General features: G+C 73.0%; 16 protein-coding genes and 1 riboswitch. Of the genes, 10 read left to right on the forward strand and 6 right to left on the reverse strand.

Annotated features, from left to right (window positions below; translation table 11 throughout):
* Positions 1-37: 37 nt before the first annotated feature.
* The 3 genes from ACQP1K_RS15050 to ACQP1K_RS15060 all read right to left on the reverse strand — a co-directional run bounded on the left by ACQP1K_RS15050 (position 38) and on the right by ACQP1K_RS15060 (position 4,068).
* Positions 38-1,009, reverse strand: coding sequence for a hypothetical protein (locus tag ACQP1K_RS15050; protein WP_433496314.1), 972 nt, complete (start codon positions 1,007-1,009; stop codon positions 38-40).
* Between the two features lie 151 nt (positions 1,010-1,160).
* Positions 1,161-3,698 carry an AAA family ATPase gene (locus ACQP1K_RS15055; RefSeq protein ID WP_433496315.1) on the reverse strand — a complete coding sequence of 846 codons (2,538 nt, stop codon included), beginning with the start codon at positions 3,696-3,698 and terminating at the stop codon, positions 1,161-1,163.
* Between the two features lie 19 nt (positions 3,699-3,717).
* Complete coding sequence (locus ACQP1K_RS15060; RefSeq protein ID WP_433496316.1) at positions 3,718-4,068, reverse strand: hydroxyisourate hydrolase; 351 nt, start codon at positions 4,066-4,068, stop codon at positions 3,718-3,720.
* 241 nt (positions 4,069-4,309) lie between these two features.
* Here ACQP1K_RS15060 and ACQP1K_RS15065 point away from each other — a divergent pair, with 241 nt between their 5' ends.
* Both ACQP1K_RS15065 and ACQP1K_RS15070 read left to right on the forward strand, forming a co-directional pair.
* On the forward strand, positions 4,310-4,486 hold the full coding sequence (locus ACQP1K_RS15065; RefSeq protein WP_433496317.1) for a hypothetical protein: 177 nt from the start codon (positions 4,310-4,312) through the stop codon (positions 4,484-4,486).
* Positions 4,487-4,740: 254 nt separating this feature from the next.
* Entirely contained in the window at positions 4,741-7,857 is a 3,117-nt protein-coding gene (locus tag ACQP1K_RS15070) for an AfsR/SARP family transcriptional regulator (RefSeq protein ID WP_433496318.1), read from the forward strand.
* Here ACQP1K_RS15070 and ACQP1K_RS15075 read toward each other — a convergent pair.
* Positions 7,842-8,954, reverse strand: a complete 1,113-nt coding sequence (locus tag ACQP1K_RS15075; RefSeq protein WP_433496319.1) for an enolase C-terminal domain-like protein — start codon at positions 8,952-8,954, stop codon at positions 7,842-7,844. The two genes, ACQP1K_RS15070 and ACQP1K_RS15075, sit on opposite strands and share 16 nt — an antisense overlap.
* An 83-nt stretch (positions 8,955-9,037) precedes the next feature.
* Between ACQP1K_RS15075 and ACQP1K_RS15080 the strand changes: the two genes are divergently transcribed.
* From ACQP1K_RS15080 to cobC, 7 genes are all read left to right on the forward strand, one after another.
* Positions 9,038-10,804: a thiamine pyrophosphate-dependent enzyme gene (locus ACQP1K_RS15080; RefSeq protein WP_433496320.1), complete on the forward strand. Its 1,767-nt coding sequence runs from the start codon at positions 9,038-9,040 to the stop codon at positions 10,802-10,804.
* Between the two features lie 6 nt (positions 10,805-10,810).
* Entirely contained in the window at positions 10,811-13,777 is a 2,967-nt protein-coding gene (locus ACQP1K_RS15085; protein ID WP_433496321.1) for an FAD-binding and (Fe-S)-binding domain-containing protein, read from the forward strand.
* A gap of 163 nt (positions 13,778-13,940) precedes the next feature.
* On the forward strand, positions 13,941-14,306 hold the full coding sequence (locus ACQP1K_RS15090) for a hypothetical protein (protein ID WP_433496322.1): 366 nt from the start codon (positions 13,941-13,943) through the stop codon (positions 14,304-14,306).
* 182 nt (positions 14,307-14,488) lie between these two features.
* Positions 14,489-14,842 carry a hypothetical protein gene (locus tag ACQP1K_RS15095; RefSeq protein ID WP_433496323.1) on the forward strand — a complete coding sequence of 118 codons (354 nt, stop codon included), beginning with the start codon at positions 14,489-14,491 and terminating at the stop codon, positions 14,840-14,842.
* Positions 14,843-15,004: 162 nt separating this feature from the next.
* A complete protein-coding gene (locus tag ACQP1K_RS15100; RefSeq protein ID WP_433496324.1) occupies positions 15,005-15,763 on the forward strand; it encodes a hypothetical protein in 759 nt (252 codons plus the stop codon).
* 95 nt (positions 15,764-15,858) lie between these two features.
* A riboswitch (cobalamin riboswitch) is annotated at positions 15,859-15,966 on the forward strand.
* Positions 15,967-16,079: 113 nt separating this feature from the next.
* On the forward strand, positions 16,080-17,600 hold the full coding sequence (locus ACQP1K_RS15105) for a cobyric acid synthase (RefSeq protein ID WP_433496325.1): 1,521 nt from the start codon (positions 16,080-16,082) through the stop codon (positions 17,598-17,600).
* An 8-nt stretch (positions 17,601-17,608) separates the two neighbouring features.
* Positions 17,609-18,733 carry an Rv2231c family pyridoxal phosphate-dependent protein CobC gene (gene cobC / locus ACQP1K_RS15110; protein WP_433496326.1) on the forward strand — a complete coding sequence of 375 codons (1,125 nt, stop codon included), beginning with the start codon at positions 17,609-17,611 and terminating at the stop codon, positions 18,731-18,733.
* A gap of 4 nt (positions 18,734-18,737) precedes the next feature.
* On the opposite strand, the gene ACQP1K_RS15115 is transcribed toward cobC, so the two are convergent.
* Positions 18,738-19,283: a YceI family protein gene (locus ACQP1K_RS15115; protein ID WP_433496327.1), complete on the reverse strand. Its 546-nt coding sequence runs from the start codon at positions 19,281-19,283 to the stop codon at positions 18,738-18,740.
* 178 nt (positions 19,284-19,461) lie between these two features.
* Positions 19,462-20,289, reverse strand: a complete 828-nt coding sequence (locus ACQP1K_RS15120; RefSeq protein WP_433496328.1) for a helix-turn-helix transcriptional regulator — start codon at positions 20,287-20,289, stop codon at positions 19,462-19,464.
* A 121-nt stretch (positions 20,290-20,410) separates the two neighbouring features.
* Here ACQP1K_RS15120 and ACQP1K_RS15125 point away from each other — a divergent pair, with 121 nt between their 5' ends.
* Positions 20,411-21,043, forward strand: a complete 633-nt coding sequence (locus ACQP1K_RS15125) for a DUF2231 domain-containing protein (RefSeq protein WP_433496329.1) — start codon at positions 20,411-20,413, stop codon at positions 21,041-21,043.
* The last annotated feature ends 64 nt before the right edge of the window (positions 21,044-21,107 follow it).

The raw sequence follows: 21,107 nt of genomic DNA on the forward strand, positions 1-21,107 counted from the left end.
CCCGCATTTGCGGGGGCCTGCGGCAGATCGGCGATCGCTACCAGGGGATGACCGGATACCACGGGATGATCTCCCGGCGGGCGAGCAGGCGCACGTCCCAGTAGAGGAAGGTGAAGACGCCGGCGACGATCAGGGCGGCCCCGGTCAGGACCGCGATCCGGCTCGGCTTGGCGGTGAGCACTCGCCGCAACCGGTCGCCGGAGAAATAGGTGAGGGCGACGAACAGCACGGCCATGACGACGATGTTGCCGAGGGACTGCAGGGTGAAGGCCGCGGCGCCGTACAGCGGGTTCCCGCTCTCCGCCGCGCTCCGGAACATCTGCCGGAACAGCGGGAACGGGCGGCCGATCAGGAAGCCGCCGATGAGCGCGCCCATGAACACCATCGGCGCGTTCGGGAACCGCCGTGCGACGCCGGCGAACGGATCGCGGACGAGACCGAGCGCGGCCAGGCCGAGGTAGAGCATCGCCAGCCCGATGACGCCGAACACGACCACCGACTGGATCAGGTACGGAGGCATCGTGCCGGGGGCGACCGGCGCCGTGGAGAACTGCGGCATGCTCGTGCCCGCGAACCCGACGATCGTGCCGTACGCGGCCGACACCGCGATCATGCCGACCGACATCCAGGCCAGCGGTTTGAGCGTGTGCGCCAGCCGGGCCCAGCGCCGGTTCGCCGTGCCCATCATCGGCGCGACGACGCCGAACGCCGCGATGTTGCAGGCGGTGAACGTCCCGGCCAATCCCGAGACGAACGCGAACACGACGCCGGCGGCGACCCCGGCGATCGGCGTCGCCTTGGCATCGTGGCCGAGCAGGGTGTTGGCGACGTTGTCGCCGATCGTCCGGTCGACGAACTCGGCCGACCAGACCACGGTGAGCAGGAAGCCGACCAGACTCGCCAGCAGGACGATCAGCCCGCGCCTGCGGGGGAAGTGACCGTTGACGAAGATCGACGTGGCCGCGGGCGCGGCCGGGGGCGTCTCTAGCACGGTGCGGTGAGCTGCCATCTCGAATTATTCCTCCAGGGACGAGGCCGCGGCGTCTCCAGGTCCGCCGGGAATGCCTGTCTCCCAGAATCCGTCCCCGATCGGGACGGGGCCACCTCCAGGATGCTCGCTGCGAAATGTCCGCTCGGCGAGGGCACGATCCATCGGGAACTCAGACGACGGCGTGCTCGCCGGCCTCCACCGCCGACTCGGCGGAGGACCCCGTGTGGGAGTCGGCGGAGGGGCCGGCCGACGACCGCAGGGCGGGCGGCAGGTCGGCCCGTCGCGTGATCCTCAGTTTCCGGTAGGCGCGCGTGAGGTGCTGTTCGACCGTGCTGACCGTGATGTAGAGCTTCCCGGCGATCTCCCGGTTGGTGTGTCCGGCCGCCGCCAGCGCGGCGACCCGGCGCTCGGCGCCGCTCAGCAGATCGACCGGCTCGGGCGGCTCTGGCGGGAACACCGGCCGCCCGGCACGCGGACGGGCCGTCGCGGCGCCGGAGCACCAGGGGACGAGTCCGGGCACGTCGAGATCCCAGGCCGCCATGAGATCGCCGCAGAGCCGGAAATCTCGCAGCGCCGCCGCCGGCCGCCCGGTCGCCATGTGGTGACACCCCCGTGCGTGCAGATAGTGCAGGCCGTACCTGGTCTGGAACATGGCCTCGGCGACCGGTGCGCCGAGGCACTCCTCCGCCTCCTCGTGCCTGCCCTGGGCCGTCAGCGCGAGCACGAGACTGGACAGGGGGCCACCGACGGCGACGCCCCAGCTGCTCTCCGGGATGATCTCCAGGGCGAGGCGGGAGTCGCGCTCGGCGCCGCGCATGTCCCGCCGGCGGACCGCGATCTCGGCGTGGACGGCCGCGAGCCTGGCCTGCCTGCTCGGGCTCCGCTCGGACTCCGGGGTGTGTTCACCGCGCAGGCGGAACAGCTCGCACCACGACGCGGCGCGGTCGCAGCGGCCGCCGTAGGCGAGCGCCAGGAGCGCGTTCTCCAGGGTGTCGGTCGACGAGCCGTCCCGGTGGCAGGCCCGCAGGATCCGCTCGACAGCGTCCAGGCCCTCCCCGCACGGCCTCCCGGACAGGACCTCGGCGAGGGTGACCGCCGACTCCAGCCGCCGGTTGACCTCCGGGGACACGACGGCGCCGGGGACGCTGTCCGGGCGGCGCAGGTGGACCCGCAGGGGCGGGAAGGTGGCGCGCAGCCACAGCCGGGTGACGACCAGCTCCGCGTACGTCTCCGGATCCACGGCCGCACCGAGGCGATCCAGGTGCTCCAGCACGTCGCGGGCGTCGTCGAAGCGGCCGTGCCACAGCAGCGCCCGGGCCAGCGCCACCGCGTCGCTCCCCCGCAGCCCGCCCCGCCGCGTCATGTCGGCCAGCCCGGCGAGGTGGGCGGTGCAGGCGCCGGGATCGACGCGCCACTCGGCCCGCACCAGCATCATGGTGATCCTCGCGCGCCGGTCCTCGTCCACGCATTCTCGCCAGGCCCGCCGCAGGCAGGCGACGGCGCTCCGCACCCGCCCGGTCCGCAGCGCCGTCCTGGCCGCCTCCTCCAGGACCGGGACGACCCAGGGCTCGTCCAGCGGGCCCGCCTCCAGCAGGTGATCGGCGATCACGGATGGGGGCGCGCCGGTCTCGTGCGCGAGGGCGGCGGCACGGGCGTGCAGGCCCATCCGCTGCCCCGCGTCCATCTCCGCCAGCACGGCCGTCCGGGCCGCCTCGTGCCGGAACCGGCCTCCCCGGATCAGGCCGCCGGTGGCGAGGGCGCGCAGTTCCCGGTCGACGTCGGCGGCGCCGAGGCCGAGCAGCCGGGCGAGGTCGCAGGGCGGTTCGGAATCCTCGGGCCGGCCGGGTGCGGCGAGGACCGCCAGCCCCTGCGCCGCCTTCAGCGTCCGCCGGCCGGCGCGGTGCAGGCACGCCAGTACGGCCCGGCCGTACCGGCGGCCGACGACGACCCCGGGCGGACGATCACCCGAGCGGGTGGCGTCCCGGTAGTCCTCGGCCAGCGCCGCGGCCAGCAGCGGATTGCCGCCGCTGAACTCGTGCCATTCCTCGGCGAACGACTCGGCCGTCTCCCGGCCGAGCCGCTCGGCCACCACGGCCGCGATCCCGGCACGCGACAGCGGGGCGAGCCTGATCCGGCGGCAGTGCGGCTGGCGCAGCAACTCGGCGCTGAACAGCGCGTCGTACGGGCCCTGGGCGAACAGCATCATGATCCGGGCGGTCGCCGCCAGCCGTGACAGGTAGGCCAGGCAGAGCAGCGAGACGGGGTCGGCATGGTGCACGTCGTCGACGACGATCAGCAGCGGGCAGCGCTCGGCCAGCTCCAGCAGAATCGTACAGAGCCCATGCACGACCTGGGCGTCGACCTGCTGGAGCACGTCGGCCCGCGAGCCGAGCCGGCCCGGCCGCACACCGCCCGCGCTCTCGCCCAGCAGCGCGGCCGCTTTCTCCCGCTCGGGTCGGGCCAGCGGTGCGTCCTGGACGAGCTGGCCCAGCACGCCCAGCGGAAGGTCACGCCCCATCCGCGAACCGGTCGCCGTGACCGGCAGCGCACCGAGATCCAGGGACCGTTCGGCGAAGGCGCGCAGCAGTTCGCTCTTGCCGACCGCGACGGCGCCGTCGACCAGCACGACGACGCCCCTGCCCGCGACGGCGCCGGCGAGCAGGTCCGTCAGGCGGGCCATCGTCTCGTCTCGTTCAACCAAGCTCATGGCCGCCGTCTCCCGCGGGTCAGCTCAGTGCGCCGAAATACGCGGAGTAGGAGCACGGTGAGATCAGGATGTAGATCTGACATGAGTCGGTCTCGTCCTGCAGCCGGAACTGGAGGGCCACCTCGGAGTAGGCGGCACTGAGCCCGAGGGTGACGAAGTAGCGGCCGCTGTCGAGAACGAGGCGATACACGCCCCGATCGAACTTGCGGCCGCGCCATCCCCTGACGCGCCCCTCGGGATCGGTCTCGGCCTCGGCCACGGCCTTCCAGCGGCCGTTGTCCGCCTGCTCGAGACGGGCACGGACGCCGGCAGCCGACCGGCCGTAGACGCCATCCTGCGCCTGCACCGCGATACCCATGGTGACGATCACCCACCCTGCACCTACTCAGCCGGAACCCACACCGGCGGGTCTGGGGTCAGTCTGCCGGGCGCCGTTATCGGAACGGCATCGCCGTATTATTGGTCGTCTATTTCTCTTGATATCGGACGGCGATGGCCGTCCGGAAGAGACACGATAACGATCGGATGGCCGCCGGTGTCACGGTGAGAGCAGATCGACCGGGTCGCTCATGAACCACGCAGTCTGTGACAGGAAACCGAGGTAGCCCGAAATGAACGACACCTCTCACACCGTCGCCCGACTCGCCTCCTCCGCCGCGTTCGCCATCACCCTCGCAGCCGCCGGTCTCGTGGCGTCGGCCGCTCCGGCCGCGGCGGCCGGCGGCGTTCTCCCGCCGCCCTCCCCCGTCTCCGTCCCCGCTGTCCTGTTCGGGACGCCCTGGGGCTGATCCACGCGTTGTCCGGCGGCCGGGGACTCCAGCGGAGCCCCCGGCCGCACGCGTTCATCCGGAAAGTTTGATTTCCTGTCAAGCCTTCGTCTAGCCTCGTCGGAACACGGGAGGGTACTATCGCGCAAACGCGACACATCACACTTTTGACCGTCGTAAGTCCCGGGAATCGTTGGATGATTGACGAGGGACGACGGATACCGTATCGCGGAGGTTTCGTCCGATAGGTGCCGCGGTTTCATCGGGAGATGCGAGTGGAGTTTCGGATTCTCGGGGATCTCGAAGCTGAAGTACACGGTCACCTGGTGGACCTCGGTGGCATCCGGCAGCAGACGGTCCTCGCAGTCCTGCTCCTGGACGCGGGCCGGCCGATCACGATCTCGCGCCTGATGGAGGCCGTCTACGGCGACGATCCCCCCAACACCTCGCGAGCCCAGGTGCAGATCTGCATCTCCGCGCTGCGCCGTCTCCTCTCCGGCGCCGGCGCACCACCCGGGGTGATCTCCACGCGAGGGAACGGATACTCCATCACGGTCGAGGACGACCTGCTCGACTCCAACCGTTTCGAGCGCCTGGTCCGCCAGGCTCGCCGGGCACGCGACGGCCGCGCCTACGATACGGCGGTCAAACACTACCGGGAGGCGCTGCGGCTGTGGCGCGGACCCGCTCTGGAGAGCATCGTCAGCCCACTGGTGCGGGCAGCGGCCGACCGGCTCTGCGAGCATCGGATCACCGCCAACGAGGACTGCGTCGAGCTCGAACTCGAACTCGGCAGGCATCACGAGCTGGTCGGCGAGCTGACCCGGCTCGTCGAGGAGCATCCGCTGCGCGAACGGCTCCGCGGCCAGCTCATGATGGCCCTGTACCGCTCCGGCCGCCAGGCCGAGGCGCTCGAGGTCTACCGGCGCGCCCGCCGTACGATGATCGAGGAACTGGGCATCGAGCCCAACGAGCGGCTGCAGCAGCTCGAGTACGCGATCCTCACCTGCGACGAGAGCCTCAGGCCGCCAGAGCCGACCATCGAGGTCAGCACCGAACCCCCGATCAGCGTGCCCAGCGTGCCCGGCATGCTCCCGACCGACATCGCGGACTTCACCGGACGGGTCCAGCAGGTCCGCGAGATCCGCGAACGGCTGATCGGCGGGCCGGACCGCCCGGCGCGCTTCGCCGTGCCCGTCGTGGTCGTGGTCGGCAAGGCCGGGATCGGCAAGAGCACGATCGCGGTGCACGCGGCGCACAGCGTCACCGAGCACTTCCCCGACGGCCAGCTCTTCGCCAACCTGCACGGCGGGGTGAGCCGTCCGATCAGCCCGATGCAGGTCCTCGAACGGTTCCTGCGCGTGCTCGGCGTGCCCGGGACCGCGCTGCCGGAGGGCATGGAAGAGCGCGCCGAGATGTACCGGGCGCTGCTGGCCGACCGCAGGATGCTGATCGTGCTCGACGACGTGGGCAGCGAGAGCCAGGTTCTGCCGCTGCTGCCCGGCAATCCGGCCTCGGCCGTCATCGTCACGAGCCGCGGCCGCCTCGCCGGGCTGGCCGGGGCGGTGCACGTGGACGTGGACGTCTTCGACTCCGCGCAGTCGATCGACCTGCTGTCGCGCATCGCCGGCGCCGAGCGGGTGCGGTCCGAGTCGCAGGACGCGGCCGTGCTCGCCGAGCTGTGCGGCCGGCTGCCCCTGGCGCTGCGCATCGCCGGCGCCCGGCTGTCGGCGCGTCCGCACTGGAGCATCGGGCAGCTCGTGGATCGGCTCAAGGACGAGACCCGCAGGCTCGACGAGCTCGAACACGGCGAAATGGGGATCAGGGCCAGCATCTCCCTCACCTACGAAGCCGTGAGCGAGGAGGCCCGGCGGCTGTTCAGGCGGCTGGCCATCCTCGACTCGCACGTCTTCTCCGCATGGACGAGCGCGGCGCTGCTCGACCGGCCGCTCACCGACTCCCAGGACCTGCTGGACGACCTCGCCGACGCCCAGCTCGTGGAGACGACCGGTGTCGGGCGCGGGACGCACGCGCGCTACCGGTTCCACGACCTCATCCGCGTCTTCGCCCGCGAGCGCCTGGCCGCGGAGGAGCCCCCGGCCGAACGCAACGCGGCGCTGGCCCGGGTGCTCGGCGGGCTGCTTTTCCTCGCCGACGCGGCGCGGCACCGCGAGTACGGCACGGACACGCTGATCCGGAGCGGCACGTCCCACTGGTCGCTGCCGTCGCACCTGGTCGACCAGATCGTCGCCGCGCCGCTGGCGTGGTTCGAGCGCGAGCGGCTGGTCCTCGTCTCCGGCATCCGCCAGGCGGCCCAGGCGGGTTTCACCGATCTGTGCTGGGGCCTGGCGGTCAACGCCGTGCCGTTCTTCGAGTCCCGGGTCTATCTCGACGACTGGCGGGAGACCCACGAGATCGCGCTGGAGGCGACCAGGCAGGCCGGCGACGTCCGCGGCCAGGCCACCGTGCTCCACTGGACGGGCACGCTGTGCGTCAACGAGCAGCGGTTCGTCGACGCGCAGCGGCACTTCGAGGCGGCGGCCGAGCTGTTCGTGGAGATCGGCGACGACCAGGGTGTGGCGGTCGCCACCCGCAACATCGGCTTCCTGCACCGGATAAACGGCCGCCTCGGCGAGGCGGTGCGGCACTACGAGCGCTCCCTGGAGATCTTCCGCGAGTCCGGCGACGAGGTCGGCGCGGCCTACACCCTGCACAACCTCGCCCAGCTCAGGCTGGAGTGCGACGACCTCGACGGCGCCATGCCGCTGCTGTCGGAGGCGCTGACGCTCAGCAGGTCGGGCGGGAGCAGGCGGGTGAGGGCCCAGGTCCTGCACCGCATGGGGCACGGCCACCTGCAGTCGGAGGAGGTGCCTCTCGCCGTTCAGGCGTTCGACGAGGCGCTCTCGATCGTGCGCGACATCGGCGACCCCACCGGCGAGGCGTACGCGCTGCACGGCCTGGGCATCGCCCATCTGCGCCAGCACAGGTTCGCCGAGGCCGACGCCGTCCTGCGCCGCGCCCTGGACCTCGCGACCACCTCCCAGCAGCGGCTCGCCGAGGCACGGGTGCTGGTCGGGCTCGGCGAGCTGGCCCAGGCGGAGTGCGATCCGGCGCAGGCCGTCGCCCACTTCCAGCAGGCCGTCGCGCTCTTCCGCAAGATGCAGGCCCCGCTCGACGAGGCCCGGACCCTGGTCATGGTGAGCGAGGTGCTGCTGGCACTGGGGGAGGACGCCACCGCCGACGCCTCCCTGAACCGGGCGCTGGCACTCACCGAGCGGATCGACCCCCGCGCGGCCCACAGCATCCGCAGGGGCAGGCGCCCGGCGGGCCGGAGCGGACCCCCCTCGCAGCCGGTCGACGCCGGCCCGCAGCACGGTCAGGCGACGCGATAGCGTTCGGCGGCGCCGTGCCGCAGCGTCAGGCCGAGGCCGGGGACGTCGGCCCGCGGTCGCAGGTCGCCGCCGACGGGGTCGGCGGCGCCGTCGAACAGCTCGGTCTCGATCCGCGCGTGATCGTGGAACCATTCGACGTGGCGCAGGCCGGGGGTGGCCGCGGCCGCCGGCAGGTGCAGGTTCGGCGCGCAGTGCGCGGACACCTGCAGGTTGTGCCCGGCGGCGACAGCGGCGGCGGCGAACCAGCCGGTGTAGCCGCCGCAGCGGGTGGCGTCGATCTGCAGGCAGTCGACCGCGCCCGCCGCGCACATCCGGGTGAAGTAGACCTGGTCCCCGCCGTACTCTCCGGCGGCCACGTCGGCGTCGGAGCGCTCGCGCACCAGCCGCAGGCCGGCCAGGTCGTCGGACGACACCGGCTCCTCGAACCACCGCACGTCGTGGTCGCGCATCCGGCGCTCCAGGCGGACGGCCTGCTTGGCCGTGTAGCCGCCGTTGGCGTCGACGTACAGCTCGGCGTCCGGGCCGATCACCCTCCGGGCGAGGGCCACGCGGTGCAGATCGCGCGCGGGCTCGGTGCCCCACGACTCACCGATCTTGATCTTCACCCGGGGAATGCCCCGGTCGTGCACCCAGTGCCGCAGCTGCGCCGCGGTGGTGTCGTCGTCGTAGGTGGTGAAGCCGCCGGAGCCGTACACGGGGACGCGGTCGCCGGTGGCGCCGAACAGGCGCACCAGCGGCACGCCCAGCAGCCGCGCCTTGAGGTCCCACAGGGCCACGTCGACCGCGGAGATCGCGTATCCGGCGATCCCCTGCCGCCCGGCGTTGCGCACCCGGCGGACCATCGCCCGCCAGATGCCCGGGATGTCCGGCACGGCGGCGCCCGTCACCACGGGGGCCAGCGTCCGCGCGAGGAACGGGGCTGCCGCGGCGGGCGCGTAGGTCCAGCCCGTGCCCGTGACCTCCCCCGCGCTGATCTCGGCCACCACGAGCGTCGTCGCGTCCCAGGCGAAGGTTCCGTCGGCCTCCGGCCGGTCGGCCGGCACACGGTAGGCCGCCGCGCGCACATCCTCCACCGTCTGGTCGAGCACGTCGTTCATCACGGTCTCCCCCTACCCGTCCGTTACGCGATTTTCCGGCCGGTTGTGGTTTGTCCTATCCCAACGAGGCAAGGCGGCAGAGTATGACCGAAATCGCCGCTGAAGTGCTCATCGAACGTCTGGCCGACTGGGGGGTCGACACGGTCTTCGGCCTGCCCGGCGACGGCATCAACGGGATCATGGAAGGGCTGCGCCGCCAGGCCGACCGGGTCCGCTTCGTCCTCGTCCACCATGAGGAGGCGGCGGCGTTCATGGCGACGGCGCACGCGAAGGCGACCGGCCGCGTCGGCGTGTGCCTGGCCACCTCGGGGCCCGGTGGCATCCATCTGCTCAACGGGCTCTACGACGCCAAGCTGGACCATCAGCCCGTGCTGGCGATCACCGGCATGCAGGAGACCAGCGTGCTGGGCACCGGCTACCAGCAGGAGGTCCACCTCGATCACCTCTACTCCGACGTCGCCGAGTACAACCTGATCGTCGACAACCCGACGCAGCTCCCCGGCGTGGTGGACATCGCGATCCGCACGGCGTACTCCCGGCGCGGCGTGGCCCATCTCAGCCTCCCCAACGACGTGCAGGTGGCCCCCGCCGACGCCGATCCGTACCAGCACGTGGCCCCGGCCACGCCGCCGGCGACCGCGCCCGTCTACCTGCCCCCGCCGGGACTGCCGCGCACCGAGGACCTGGAGGCCGCCGCCGACGTGCTGAACGCGAGCGAGCGGCCGGCCATCCTCGCCGGAGCGGGCGCGCTGCACGCCCGCGAGGAGGTCCTGGCCGTCGCCGAGGCGCTGGGCGCCCCGGTGATCAAGACGCTGCCCGGCAAGGCCGTCATCCCCGACGACTCTCCGTACGCCGTCGGCGGCATCGGCCTCCTCGGCACCCGGCCGGGCGAGGAGCTGATCGAGGACTGCGACGCGCTGCTGATGGCCGGGACCAACTTCCCCTACACCAAACACCTGCCGGAGCCGGGCAGGGTGCGCGTGGTGCAGATCGAGGCCGACCCGATCCGCGCCGGGGTGCGCCTGCCCACCGAGGTGCCGATGGTCGGCGACGCCAAGGAGGGGCTGGCCGCCCTGCTGCACCTGCTCAAACCCCGCTCCGACCGCTCCCATCTGGACAAGTACCGGCGGGCGATGGACCGGTGGCGCGACGACATGGCCGCCCTGCAGTCCCCGGAGCGCGACCCGATCGCCCCGCAGTACCTCATGGGCTGCGTCGACCGGGCGGCAGCCGACGACGCGATCCTCACCTGCGACTCCGGCACGATCGCCACCTGGGCGGCCCGGCACTGGACGATCAGGGGGAACCGGCGGTTCTATCTGTCCGGCAACCTCGCCACGATGGCGCCCGGCCTGCCGTACGCGATCGCGATGCAGCTCGCCTTTCCCGGACGGCAGGTGATCGCCTTCATCGGCGACGGCGGCTTCGCCATGCTGATGGCCGAGTTCCGCACCGCCGCCCATCTGAACCTCCCGATCACGGTCGTGGTGAACAACAACGACTCGCTCGGCCAGATCCTGTGGGAGCAGATGGTGCTCGGCTTCCCCGAGCACGGCGTCCGGTTCGGCCGCCCGGCCGCCGACTTCTCGGCCTGGGCCCGGTCCTGCGGCGGCTACGGCCGCAAGGTCACCGACCCGGCGGACGTCGACGAGGCCGTACGGCAGGCCCTGGCGCACGACGGGCCCGCACTGGTCGACGTGGACGTCAACCCCGACGAGCCGCCCATGCCCGGCAAGGTCACCCACGACCAGGCGGTGCGGTTCGCCAAGGCGTTCATCAAGGGGCAGCCGCGCAAGGCGTCCATCGCCACCACGCTGTTCAAGGACAAGATCTCCCAACTGGGCGGGTGATCGCCGATGACCGGGCAGGTGACCCTCCCGCCGTCGGTCGCCGCCGCCCGCCGGGCCGAGCCGTACGTGCGGCTGCGCGACCTGGAGCGGGACCTCGCCGAGCGGGTCGACGGCGAGGTGCGGTTCGACCCGGGCACGCGCGGCGCGTACTCGACGGACGGATCGAACTACCGGCAGGTGCCGCTGGGCGTGGTGGTGCCGCGCACGGTCGACGCGGCGGTGGAGGCGATCGCCGTGTGCCGTGCGCACCGGGCGCCGATCACCTCCCGTGGCGGCGGGACCAGCCTCGCCGGGCAGACCTGCAACACCGCCGTCGTCATCGACTGGTCGAAGTACTGCCACCGCCTGGTGTCGGTGGACGCCGAGGCCGCGACCTGCGTCGTCGAGCCGGGCATCGTGCTCGACGTGCTCAACCGGGAGCTGGCCGGCACCGGGCTGATGTTCGGGCCGCGCCCGTCCACCCACGGCCAGTGCACGCTCGGCGGAATGATCGGCAACAACTCCTGCGGATCCACGGCCCAGGCGTACGGCAAGACGGCGGAGAACGTCTCCCGGCTGGAGGTCGTCACCTACGACGGGCTGCGCATGTGGGTGGGGCCCACGGACGAGCGGGAGTTCCGGCGCATCGTCGCGGCGGGTGGACGACGTGCGGAGATCTACCGGGAGCTGCGTTCGATCGTCGAGGCGCACGCCGGCGAGATCCGCCGCCGGTTCCCCGACATCCCCCGCCGGGTGTCGGGCTACAACCTCGACCGGCTGCTGCCGGAGGGCGGCTTCGACCTGGCCAGGACGCTGGTCGGCGCCGAGGGCACACTGGTCGCGGTGCTGCGGGCCGAGCTGTGCCTGGTGCCGGCGCCCAGGGCGGAGTCCCTGGTCCTGCTCGGCTACCACGACATCGTCGCGGCCGCCCGCGCGGTGCCGCGCATCGCGGCGCACGGCCCGCTGCAGCTCGAAGGCGTGGACGACAGGCTCGTGGACTACGAACGCCGCAAGCACATGCATCCCGACGCCCTCACCCGGCTGCCGGAGGGCGGCGGCTGGCTCATGGTCTCCTTCGGCGCCGACACCCGGGAGGAGGCCGACCTGCGGGCCCGCGCCCTGATCGAGGAGCTGCGCCGCACCGAGCACGCCCCGCACGTCGACTTCACCGACGAGGAGCGGGTGGAAAAGGAGCTGTGGGAGGTACGCGAGTCGGGCCTGGGCGCCACCGCCCGCGTCCCGGGCATGCGCGAGACCTGGGAGGGCTGGGAGGACTCCGCCGTCCCGCCGGATCGGCTCGCCGGCTACCTGAAAGACCTGCGCGGCCTGTTCCGGGAGTTCGGCTACGACGATGCCTCGTTGTACGGGCATTTCGGGCAGGGCTGTGTGCACACCCGCATCCCGTTCGATCTGGTCACCGCCGACGGCGTCGCGGTGTTCCGGGCCTTCCTCGACCGGGCCGCCGACCTGGTCGTCTCCTACGGCGGTTCGCTGTCCGGGGAGCACGGCGACGGCCAGTCGCGCGGGCAGCTGCTGCCCAAGATGTTCGGCCCGGTGGTGATCAGGGTCTTCGAGCAGGTCAAGGCGGTGTTCGACCCCGGCGACCGGATGAACCCCGGCAAGGTCGTCGCGCCGTACCGGGTGGACGAGAACCTGCGGCTCGGCCCGGAGTGGACGCCGGCCGACCCGGCCGTCCGTTTCGGCTACCCGGACGACGAGGGCAGCTTCCAGCGGGCGGTCATGCGCTGCGTCGGCGTCGGCAAGTGCCGGCAGCACGGCGACGGCGTGATGTGCCCCTCCTATCGGGCCACCGGCGAGGAGGAGCACTCCACCCGCGGCCGGGCCCGGCTGCTGTTCGAGATGCTGAACGGCCACGCGGACTCGGCGGTCGAGGACGGCTGGCGCTCGGACGCGGTGCGCGACGCGCTCGACCTGTGCCTGGCCTGCAAGGGCTGCCGCCACGACTGCCCGATGGGAGTCGACATGGCGACCTACAAGGCCGAGTTCCTGGCCCACCACTATGCCGGCCGGTTGCGTCCTGCCGCCCACTACTCGATGGGCTGGCTGCCGCTGTGGGCGCGGCTGGCCGCGGTGGCCCCGGGTCCGGTCAACGCGCTCATCCACGCCATGGGCCGGCCCGGCAAACGGCTGGCCGGAGTCGAGCCCGCCCGGCCCATGCCGCGCTTCGCCCGGGAGCGCCTGCGCGACTGGTACGGCAGGCGCGGACCGCGCGGCGACGGCGGACGGGGGCCGGTGGTGCTGTGGCCGGACACCTTCACCGACAACCTCACCCCGCACGTCGGGCGGGCCGCCGTCGAGGTGCTGGAGGAGGCCGGCTATCGGGTCGTGCTGCCGCCGCGCACGCTGTGCTGCGGACTGACCTGGATCTCCACCGGGCAGCTCGGCGTCGCCAGGCGGGTGCTGCGCCGCACGCTGCGTACCCTCGCGCCCGCGCTGCGCCGCGGGCTCCCCGTCGTCGGCCTGGAGCCGAGCTGCACCGCGGTGTTCCGCGCCGACGCCGTCGATCTGTTCCCGCACGACCGGGACGTGACCCGGCTGAGCAGGCAGACCAGGACGCTCGCCGAGTTGCTCACGGGCACCGACGGGTGGCGTCCGCCGCCGATCGACCGGGCCGCTGTCGCCCAGCCGCACTGCCATCAGCACTCGGTGCTCGGCTACGACGCCGACCGTGAGCTGCTGGCCGCCGCCGGGGTCCGGCTCGACGCGGTCGGCGGCTGCTGCGGCCTGGCCGGGAACTTCGGGTTCGAGGCGGGCCATCTCGAGGTCTCGATGGCCTGCGCCGAGCAGGAGCTGCTGCCCGCGATCCGCTCCGCCGGCCCCGCCGCGCTGGTGCTGGCCGACGGGTTCAGCTGCCGCACCCAGATCGAGCACTCCCGCTGCGGCCGCCGGGGCCTGCATCTCGCCGAGATCCTGGCCGCCGCCCAGCGCGGCACCCCGTTCGGCGACCACCCCGAACGCCTGATCGGCGGCTGACCTCCCGGAGGAGGGGAAAGGCCGGGTAACGATCCGGGACGGAGATCATCCGGATGGGCCGACGGCACCCGGCCGGCGGGTAGGCACCTCTCACCGGTCATGCCGCCATGGGCCGGAGCTTCCCGCGCACGGCATGAACAGCACGAACAGGAGCGTGACGAAAATGATCCATCACAGTGCGCGGATGCCGTACGGCACGGCGCCCGGCGTACGGCGGACCGCGTCCGCCGTGCTCGCGATCGCCGGAGCGCTGGCGTTCCCGCCGGGGGCCGCGCACGCGGCGGCGCCGCGAACCCTCGCCGCATCGGTGGCCGGCGTGGCGGACGGAGACGGTGCGGCGGGCGGGAACGGCGGGGACGGCGTCGGCACGGGCAGCGGGAACTCCCACAACACCAGCTCGGGCTCTCCCGTCCAGCAGGCCGTGTTCACCATCAACGGATACAACACCTTCCAGACCGCCAACTGCGATCAGGAGTTCCGCATCTGCAACCATCACCAGACGGCCGTGGTCCGGCGCGGCGGGTCGTGAGAGGCGTACCGGCCGATCACACCCGGGGCAGCGGAAAAGCAGTGGTAATGATCTGGAGCGGAGATCATTCGGACCGGAGACGGCCGGCGCGCAGGGGGTAGACACCTTCTCACCGTTATCTCCCCCGAACGGGGATCGGCTGGGCTCACCTCAAGACCTGGAAGACGGGGGCGCGAAGAGAAATGGTTCGTCACAGCGCGGGGACGCGGCTCGCCGGGGTACGTGCCGGTGCGCGGCGGCTCACGCTCGCGACGGTCGCGATCGCGGCCGCGTGGGCCCTGGCCGCTCCGCAGGCCGCCGCGCACGCGGCGGCAGCGCGCCCCGCCGTTCCCGGCATCGCCCCGGCCGGTGCGGGAGGAGGAGGAAACGGGGGCGGCACCGGCACGGGCACCGGCAGCGCCGTCAACTCCAGCGGCGGAACCCCCATCCAGCAGGCGGCGATCACGGTGAACGGGCTCAGCACGTTTCAGGCGGCCGTCTGCAACCAGCGCATGCAGATGTGCAACATCAACCAGCAGCTGTGGACCCAATGGTGACCCGGGAGCGACGGCCGGCGGGCCATCCGGAAATGGGACATCCATGACCCGCCGCTGATCGTCGGGAACGCACCCCCGGGAATGCCGCCGCGTACGCTGACCAGGGCGTCCGGCCGGCCGGGCGCCTGCCCGGACCCGTCCGACTCCCAGGGGCGAAAGCGAATGATTCGTCAGCGGTACGGCAAGGCATCCAGAACGTCGCTCTCCGCGTGCCTCGCCGCCGGTGTGTCCATTTCGGCCGTGCTCGTCCTCGGCGCCGCCGCCCCCGCCTCGGCCGGCCAGGACAGCGAGCCCCGCCCTGCCAGGAAGACGTCGAAGAACCTCGGATCCGACCGTGACGGGAAGGGCGTGCGCGGGTCCTCCCCGACCGCTGGGCGCGACCAGCGCATCCGGCGGAACTCATCCACGATCAGAACTCGGATGGCGAACATGCAGAACGCCCAGTGTCAGGGCGCGAAGGTCTGCAACGTGGTCCAGAGAATAGTCCTCGTCGTGCCCAAGAACTTCAAGAAGTTCAAGAAGCGGATCAGGAAAGCGATGCGGGGGAAGCCGCGGAGGACGCCGATGGTGAGGCTGCCGGAACCTTCGCCGCCGCCCGCCGTGCCCGTGCCGTCGGTGCCTCCGGCGCCCGCCCTGCCCCCGATCGAAATCGAGCCCGCCGAGGCCCCGGCCGCCGAAGCCGGGCCCGCCGGAACGCAGCCCGCCGAGACCCTGTCCGCCGAGACCCTGTCCGCAGAAACCCCGGCCGCAGAAACCCGGCCCGCCGAAGGCCCGGCCGCCGAAGCCGGACCCGCCGAAACCCGGCCTGTCGCGGCGGCCGGGCCGATCGGGACGCCGTCCGTACGGGCCCCGGCCGCCGCACCTCCGCTGCTGGACGGGCTCACCGGCGCCGGGCTCGGCCTGGTCCGGAGACTGGTGTGACGCGCGTGCCGAGCCGTACCCGTCCCCGGCCCCCTCGCGCGGAACGTACCGGAGGCCTGGTGTAGGCTCCGAGCCGCAAGCGACGGACGCGGAGTGAAGCCCGGTGTGAATCCGGCGCGGTCCCGCCACTGTCACCGGGGGTGATCCTCGGCCGCCGCCCTCAGGGGGGAGGCCGGGAGAGCGCCCGACCGGGAGCCAGGATATTCCGGCCGTCGGACCTTCGACCGGGGGCGCGGACCCCAGGGAGGACACGCCATGGCCGGCTCCGGCTCGCGCGCACGCACCTCATCGCCGGTCTCGCGACCCATCCGCTGACGTGCCACGACACACCGGCGGCGCGCTGCTCGTCGCCGGCACCACCTCCGACGCGGGCAAGAGCGTACTCACGGCCGGCCTGTGCCGGTGGCTGGCCCGGCGCGGCGTGCGGGTCGCGCCGTTCAAGGCGCAGAACATGTCGCTGAACTCGATGGTCACCGCCGACGGCGGCGAGATCGGCCGCGCCCAGGCGATGCAGGCGGCCGCCGCGCGGGTCGAACCGGAGGCGGCGATGAACCCCGTGCTGCTCAAGCCGGGCGGGGAGCGGCACGCCCACGTCGTCGTGCTCGGCCGTCCGCACGCCGAGGTCGACGCGCTCTCCTACCGGGGGCACAAGCCCGCCCTTCTCGACGTCGCCGTGGCCGCGCTGACCGACCTGCGCCGCCGCTTCGACGTGGTGATCTGCGAGGGCGCCGGCAGCCCGGCCGAGGTGAACCTGCGCGACCGCGACATCGCGAACATGGGTCTCGCACGCGCCGCCGGCCTGCCCGTCCTGGTCGTCGGGGACATCGACCGGGGCGGGGTGCTCGCGCACTTCGCCGGCACCCTGGCCGTCCTCGACCCGGCCGACCAGCGGCACATCGCCGGCTTCGTGGTCAACAAGTTCCGCGGCGACCCCGCGCTGCTGCGGCCGGGCCTGGACTGGCTGCACGGGGCCACCGGGCGGGCCTGCCTCGGCGTGCTGCCCTGGCTGGCCGGGCTCTGGCTCGACGTGGAGGACTCCCTCGACCTCGACAGCCGGCCCGGGCTGCTCACCCCTCCCGTCGGGCGGGACATCCTGCGGGTCGCGCTCGTACGGCTCCCGCGGATGTCCAACGTGACCGACGCCGACGCGCTGGCCGCAGAACCCGGCGTGAGCGTGCGGCTGGTCACCACCCCCGCCGAGATGGCCGACGCCGACCTCGTCATCGTGCCAGGCACCCGTTCGACGGTCTCGGATCTGGCCTGGCTGCGTGCGCGCGGCATCGACGCGGAGCTGCGACGCAGGGCCGGGGACGGCCGGCCGGTGCTCGGCGTGTGCGGCGGCCTGCAGATGCTCGGCGCCGAGATCGGCGACGACGACGGCGTGGAGAGCCGGACGCCCGCCGTCCCCGGTCTCGGGCTGCTGCCGGTGCGCACCGCCTTCACCCGGTCGAAGGTGCTCGCGTCGGCGACCGGGCGGTGGCGCGGCCATGAGGTGTCGGGCTACCGGATCCATCACGGCCGGGTCTCCGTCGACGGCGGCGAGCCGTTCCTCGACGGCTGCCGCAGCGGTCAGGTGTGGGGGACGACCTGGCACGGGATCTTCGAGCGCGACGGATTCCGGCGGGCGTTCCTGGCCGAGGTGGCGCGGGCCGCCGGTCGCACGTGGCTGCCCGGCGCCGAGTCGTTCGCCGAGCGCCGTGAGGCCCGTCTCGACGCGGTCGGCGACCTCGTCGAGGAGCACCTGGACACCGACGCGGTGTGGCGGCTGATCGAGCGCGGCGTGCCCGCCGGACTGCCCCCCGTCACGCTGACCTCACCCGGCCACCGGATCCGATGAACCCGACGATGAACGCCGCCATCGCCCCCGAGACCGGGCACGACCTCGGACACGGTGACTACGATCTCCGGCACCACGGCGACGCCGAGGCCGTGCCGGGGATGCTCGACTTCGCGGTCAACGTGCGCCTGACCGCGCCGCCGGAGTGGCTGCGCGCCGTGCTCGTCGACGCGCTCGGCACGCTCGGCCGATATCCGGACGCGGGCGCGGCGACCGCCGCCGCGGCGGCCAGGCACGGAAGGCCCGCCGCCGAGGTGCTTCCGACGGCGGGCGCGGCCGAGGCGTTCGTACTGCTCGCACGGGCGCTTCGGCCGCGCCGCGCCGTGTGCGTGCACCCGTCGTTCACCGAACCCGAGGCGGCGTTGCGCGCGGCCGGGCACGACGTCCAGCGCGTGGTGCTGCCCGCGCCGTACGACCTGCGGCCGGAGCCGGCCTCCGCCGGTTTCGTCCCGGCCGATCTGATCCCGGCCGACGCCGACCTGGTCGTGCTCGGCAACCCGACCAACCCGACGGGTGTGCTGCACGACCCCGCCGACCTGGTGCGGCTGGCCAGGCCGGGCCGGGTCCTCGTCGTGGACGAGGCGTTCATCGACACCGTCCCGGGCGAGCGGGGCAGCATCGCGGCCCGGCGGGACGTTCCCGGCCTCGTCGTGGTGCGCAGCCTGACCAAGACGTGGGGGCTGGCCGGGCTGCGGGTGGGCTACGTGCTCGCGGAACCGGCGATGGTCCGCACGCTGGCGCGGGCCCAGCCGCTGTGGTCGGTGTCCGCACCGGCGCTGGCCGCGCTCGCGGCGTGCTGCTCGCCCGCGGCGCTGGCCGAGGCGGACCGGGCGGCTGCGCTGCTCGGTGAGCACCGTGCCCGTCTGCTCGCCGGTCTCGCCGAGCTCGGGATCGAGGTCGTCGCGCCGTCGTCGGCCTCGTTCGTGCTCGTCCGCGCGGTGGGCGGCCTCGACCTGCGCGAGCGGCTGCGCGCGGCCGGCATCGCGGTCCGCCGGGCCGACACGTTCCCGGGTCTCGGCCCCGACCACCTGCGCATCGCCGTACGGCCGCCCGCCCAGACCGACCGCCTGCTCACCGAGCTGAAATCGATCGTCGCCGGGACCCCGGCCCCGGCTCTCCCGGACCGCGCCTGACGGCTCAGGCGAGGCCGACGTCGAACCGCACCTCGACGTCGTCGCTGAGCTTGAGCGCGCCGAAGAACGCGGAGTACGGCTTGATCCCCCAGCGGCTCTGGGTGACGGTCGCCGTGCCGCGCACGCGGTCCCCGTCGAACCGGCACTCCAGCGTCACCGGCCGGGCCACGCCGACGATGGTGAGATCGCCGTGCACCCGGAACGACTCCGGGGTCCCCTCGACACCGGTCGACCGGAAGGCGATCGTCGGGTGCTTCCCGGTGTGCAGGACCTTCTCCCGGATGTTCTTCTCGATCTCCCGGCGGTCGGAGTCGGTGAGCGGTTTCACGCCCCCGGTGCCCTCCCTGACCTCCAGCGAGCCGGCCTCGGCCTCGACGGTCAGCGCGGAGGCCGGCGGATCGCCGGGGTCGACCACCGCCTCCCCGCGCCAGCGTGTGACCTCGATGACGAGATCGTGTCCGGCCTTCGCGCCCAGCCCGGTCCGGCCGGTCCGCACGAGAAGCCGGTCGGTCTGCGTCCCCAGCTGATGTTTTCCCGCAGCGACGTCCATATCCCCAGGCTAGGTCGTGTCCCCGCGACCGCCGCGCCGCCATACCGGAGAGATCGCGGGTAGCGGGGTCGCCTCGATGACGTTCGGCGGCGCCCCGCGAAGGTGAGCCGGCGGCCCGACCTCGTCGCGGCGGCGCGCGGCCGCCGTCCCGGGGATCACGGCCCGCTGAGGACACCCCTCACGAGCGGGGAGCCTCCGACCGGCGGAGTTCGACGCAGCACTCGCCGGGACGGGGGTCGAGCACGGCCTCGACGGCGGTGCAGCGCAGGCCGTCGAGATAGCCCTCGAGGAACGCGTGGTTCATGCCGCATACCAGGTCGGGGGCCCTGGCGGCGAGGGGGTGGAACGGGCAGTTGCGCATCCGCAGCCGGGTGGGGGTCTCCCGGACGGGCTCGAATCCGTGCTCGTCGAGCATCCGCCGGCAGATCGTGAGCGCGCGTTCGGCGCCGAGCCGTCCGAGCCTGGTCCGTCCGCGCTCGGCCTGGCCGAGCTCCCGCCCGGTCTCCCCCGCCGTGCGGGTGGCCGCCTGCCCGGCGGTCTCGTCGTCGCGCTCGGTCAGTACGGCCCGCATGAGCATGTCGGCCAGCAGTTCGTGGCGGCGGTCGGGGATGCTGACCCGGATCTGCGTGTCGGTGGGTTCGTACGCCTTGGGCTGCCGTCCGACCTTCCGCACACCGCCGGGAGCCGCGTAGCGGGCACGCAGCAGGCCCGCGTCGACGAGCTTGTCGAGGTGGAAGGCGGCCAGTTTGCGTGAGATGCCGGCGCTGGCCGCCGCCTCGTCCCGGGTGACGGGACGGCGGGCGCGGCGAATGAAGGCGAACATCTGACGCCGGGTGCGCTCCCCCAGCACACTGACGGACTCGATCGCGGCGTCGCCGGAGCGATCCGCCACGACCGGGTCGGCCGAATCGGCCAGATCGAGCGGGTCGGCCGGGATCGCGTCCGGCGGAGGCGTGCCCGGGGCGTCTGGCCGGGGCATGTCGGGCGGGGTCGGTGGAGCGGCCACGATTCCACGATAACGCCGACGAGCGTGGATCCGAACCGGAGCATCGGCCTTTTCATCAGGAGCGCTTGACCATCCGCCCCCAATAAGACCAATATCTATTGGTGAAAAGGAGGTGGTAGACGTGAGCGGAACCACGCGACCGCAGGCCAAGCGGCCGGTCAGCGCCGCGCTCGCCGGGCCGTACGGACACCCGTTCCATCCCATGCTGGTCACGGTTCCGATCGGGGCCTGGGTGGCGAGCCTCGTCTTCGACGTCGCCTCGCTGTTCGTGAGCGAGCCGGAGTTCCCGGCCCGGGCGGCGATGTGGCTGATCGGGCTCGGCGTGATCGGCGCGCTGGCCGCCGCCATGGCCGGGTTCCTCGACCTGCTCGCAATTCCACCCGGCACCCGGGCCTTCCGCGTCGGCCTGACCCATATGACGCTCAACCTGCTGGTGACCGCGGCCTACGCGGGCGGCTTCTGGTGGCGTCACGCCGGTCCCCCGCCGAGCGGCGGCGTCGAACCGGGACAGCTCGCGCTCAACGCGGCGAGCCTGGCCGTGCTCGCCGCGTCCGGATATCTGGGCGGCATGCTCGCCTACCGTTACGGCGTGCGGGTCGCCGACGAGACGACCCAGGCCGAAGGCTTCGTCCCCGCGAACCAGGCCGGCACAGACCAGGCCGGCACAGACCAGGCCGGCACAGACCAGGCCGGCACAGACCAGGCCGGCCTCGGCCGGGACGACGCCGGCCGGGACGACGCGGGCGCCCGCTGACGCCGCCCCGCGGTCCCTCCCCCGATCGAGTCCCCTCCCCCCGTTTCCGTGACCGTCGTCCCGC

It is taken from the genome of Sphaerimonospora sp. CA-214678, assembly GCF_050942215.1.
Taxonomy (GTDB): Bacteria; Actinomycetota; Actinomycetes; order Streptosporangiales; family Streptosporangiaceae; genus Sphaerimonospora.

What these genes read in the sequence shown, in the direction of transcription:
- ACQP1K_RS15080 (WP_433496320.1), top strand. Translation starts at nt 9,038, where the DNA reads ATGACCGAAATCGCCGCTGAAGTGCTCATCGAACGTCTGGCCGACTGG.
- ACQP1K_RS15065 (WP_433496317.1), top strand. Translation starts at nt 4,310, where the DNA reads ATGAACGACACCTCTCACACCGTCGCCCGACTCGCCTCCTCCGCCGCG.
- ACQP1K_RS15100 (WP_433496324.1), top strand. Translation starts at nt 15,005, where the DNA reads ATGATTCGTCAGCGGTACGGCAAGGCATCCAGAACGTCGCTCTCCGCG.
- cobC (WP_433496326.1), top strand. Translation starts at nt 17,609, where the DNA reads ATGAACGCCGCCATCGCCCCCGAGACCGGGCACGACCTCGGACACGGT.
- ACQP1K_RS15055 (WP_433496315.1), bottom strand. Translation starts at nt 3,698, where the DNA reads ATGAGCTTGGTTGAACGAGACGAGACGATGGCCCGCCTGACGGACCTG.
- ACQP1K_RS15085 (WP_433496321.1), top strand. Translation starts at nt 10,811, where the DNA reads ATGACCGGGCAGGTGACCCTCCCGCCGTCGGTCGCCGCCGCCCGCCGG.
- ACQP1K_RS15075 (WP_433496319.1), bottom strand. Translation starts at nt 8,954, where the DNA reads ATGAACGACGTGCTCGACCAGACGGTGGAGGATGTGCGCGCGGCGGCC.
- ACQP1K_RS15095 (WP_433496323.1), top strand. Translation starts at nt 14,489, where the DNA reads ATGGTTCGTCACAGCGCGGGGACGCGGCTCGCCGGGGTACGTGCCGGT.
- ACQP1K_RS15115 (WP_433496327.1), bottom strand. Translation starts at nt 19,283, where the DNA reads ATGGACGTCGCTGCGGGAAAACATCAGCTGGGGACGCAGACCGACCGG.
- ACQP1K_RS15050 (WP_433496314.1), bottom strand. Translation starts at nt 1,009, where the DNA reads ATGGCAGCTCACCGCACCGTGCTAGAGACGCCCCCGGCCGCGCCCGCG.
- ACQP1K_RS15090 (WP_433496322.1), top strand. Translation starts at nt 13,941, where the DNA reads ATGATCCATCACAGTGCGCGGATGCCGTACGGCACGGCGCCCGGCGTA.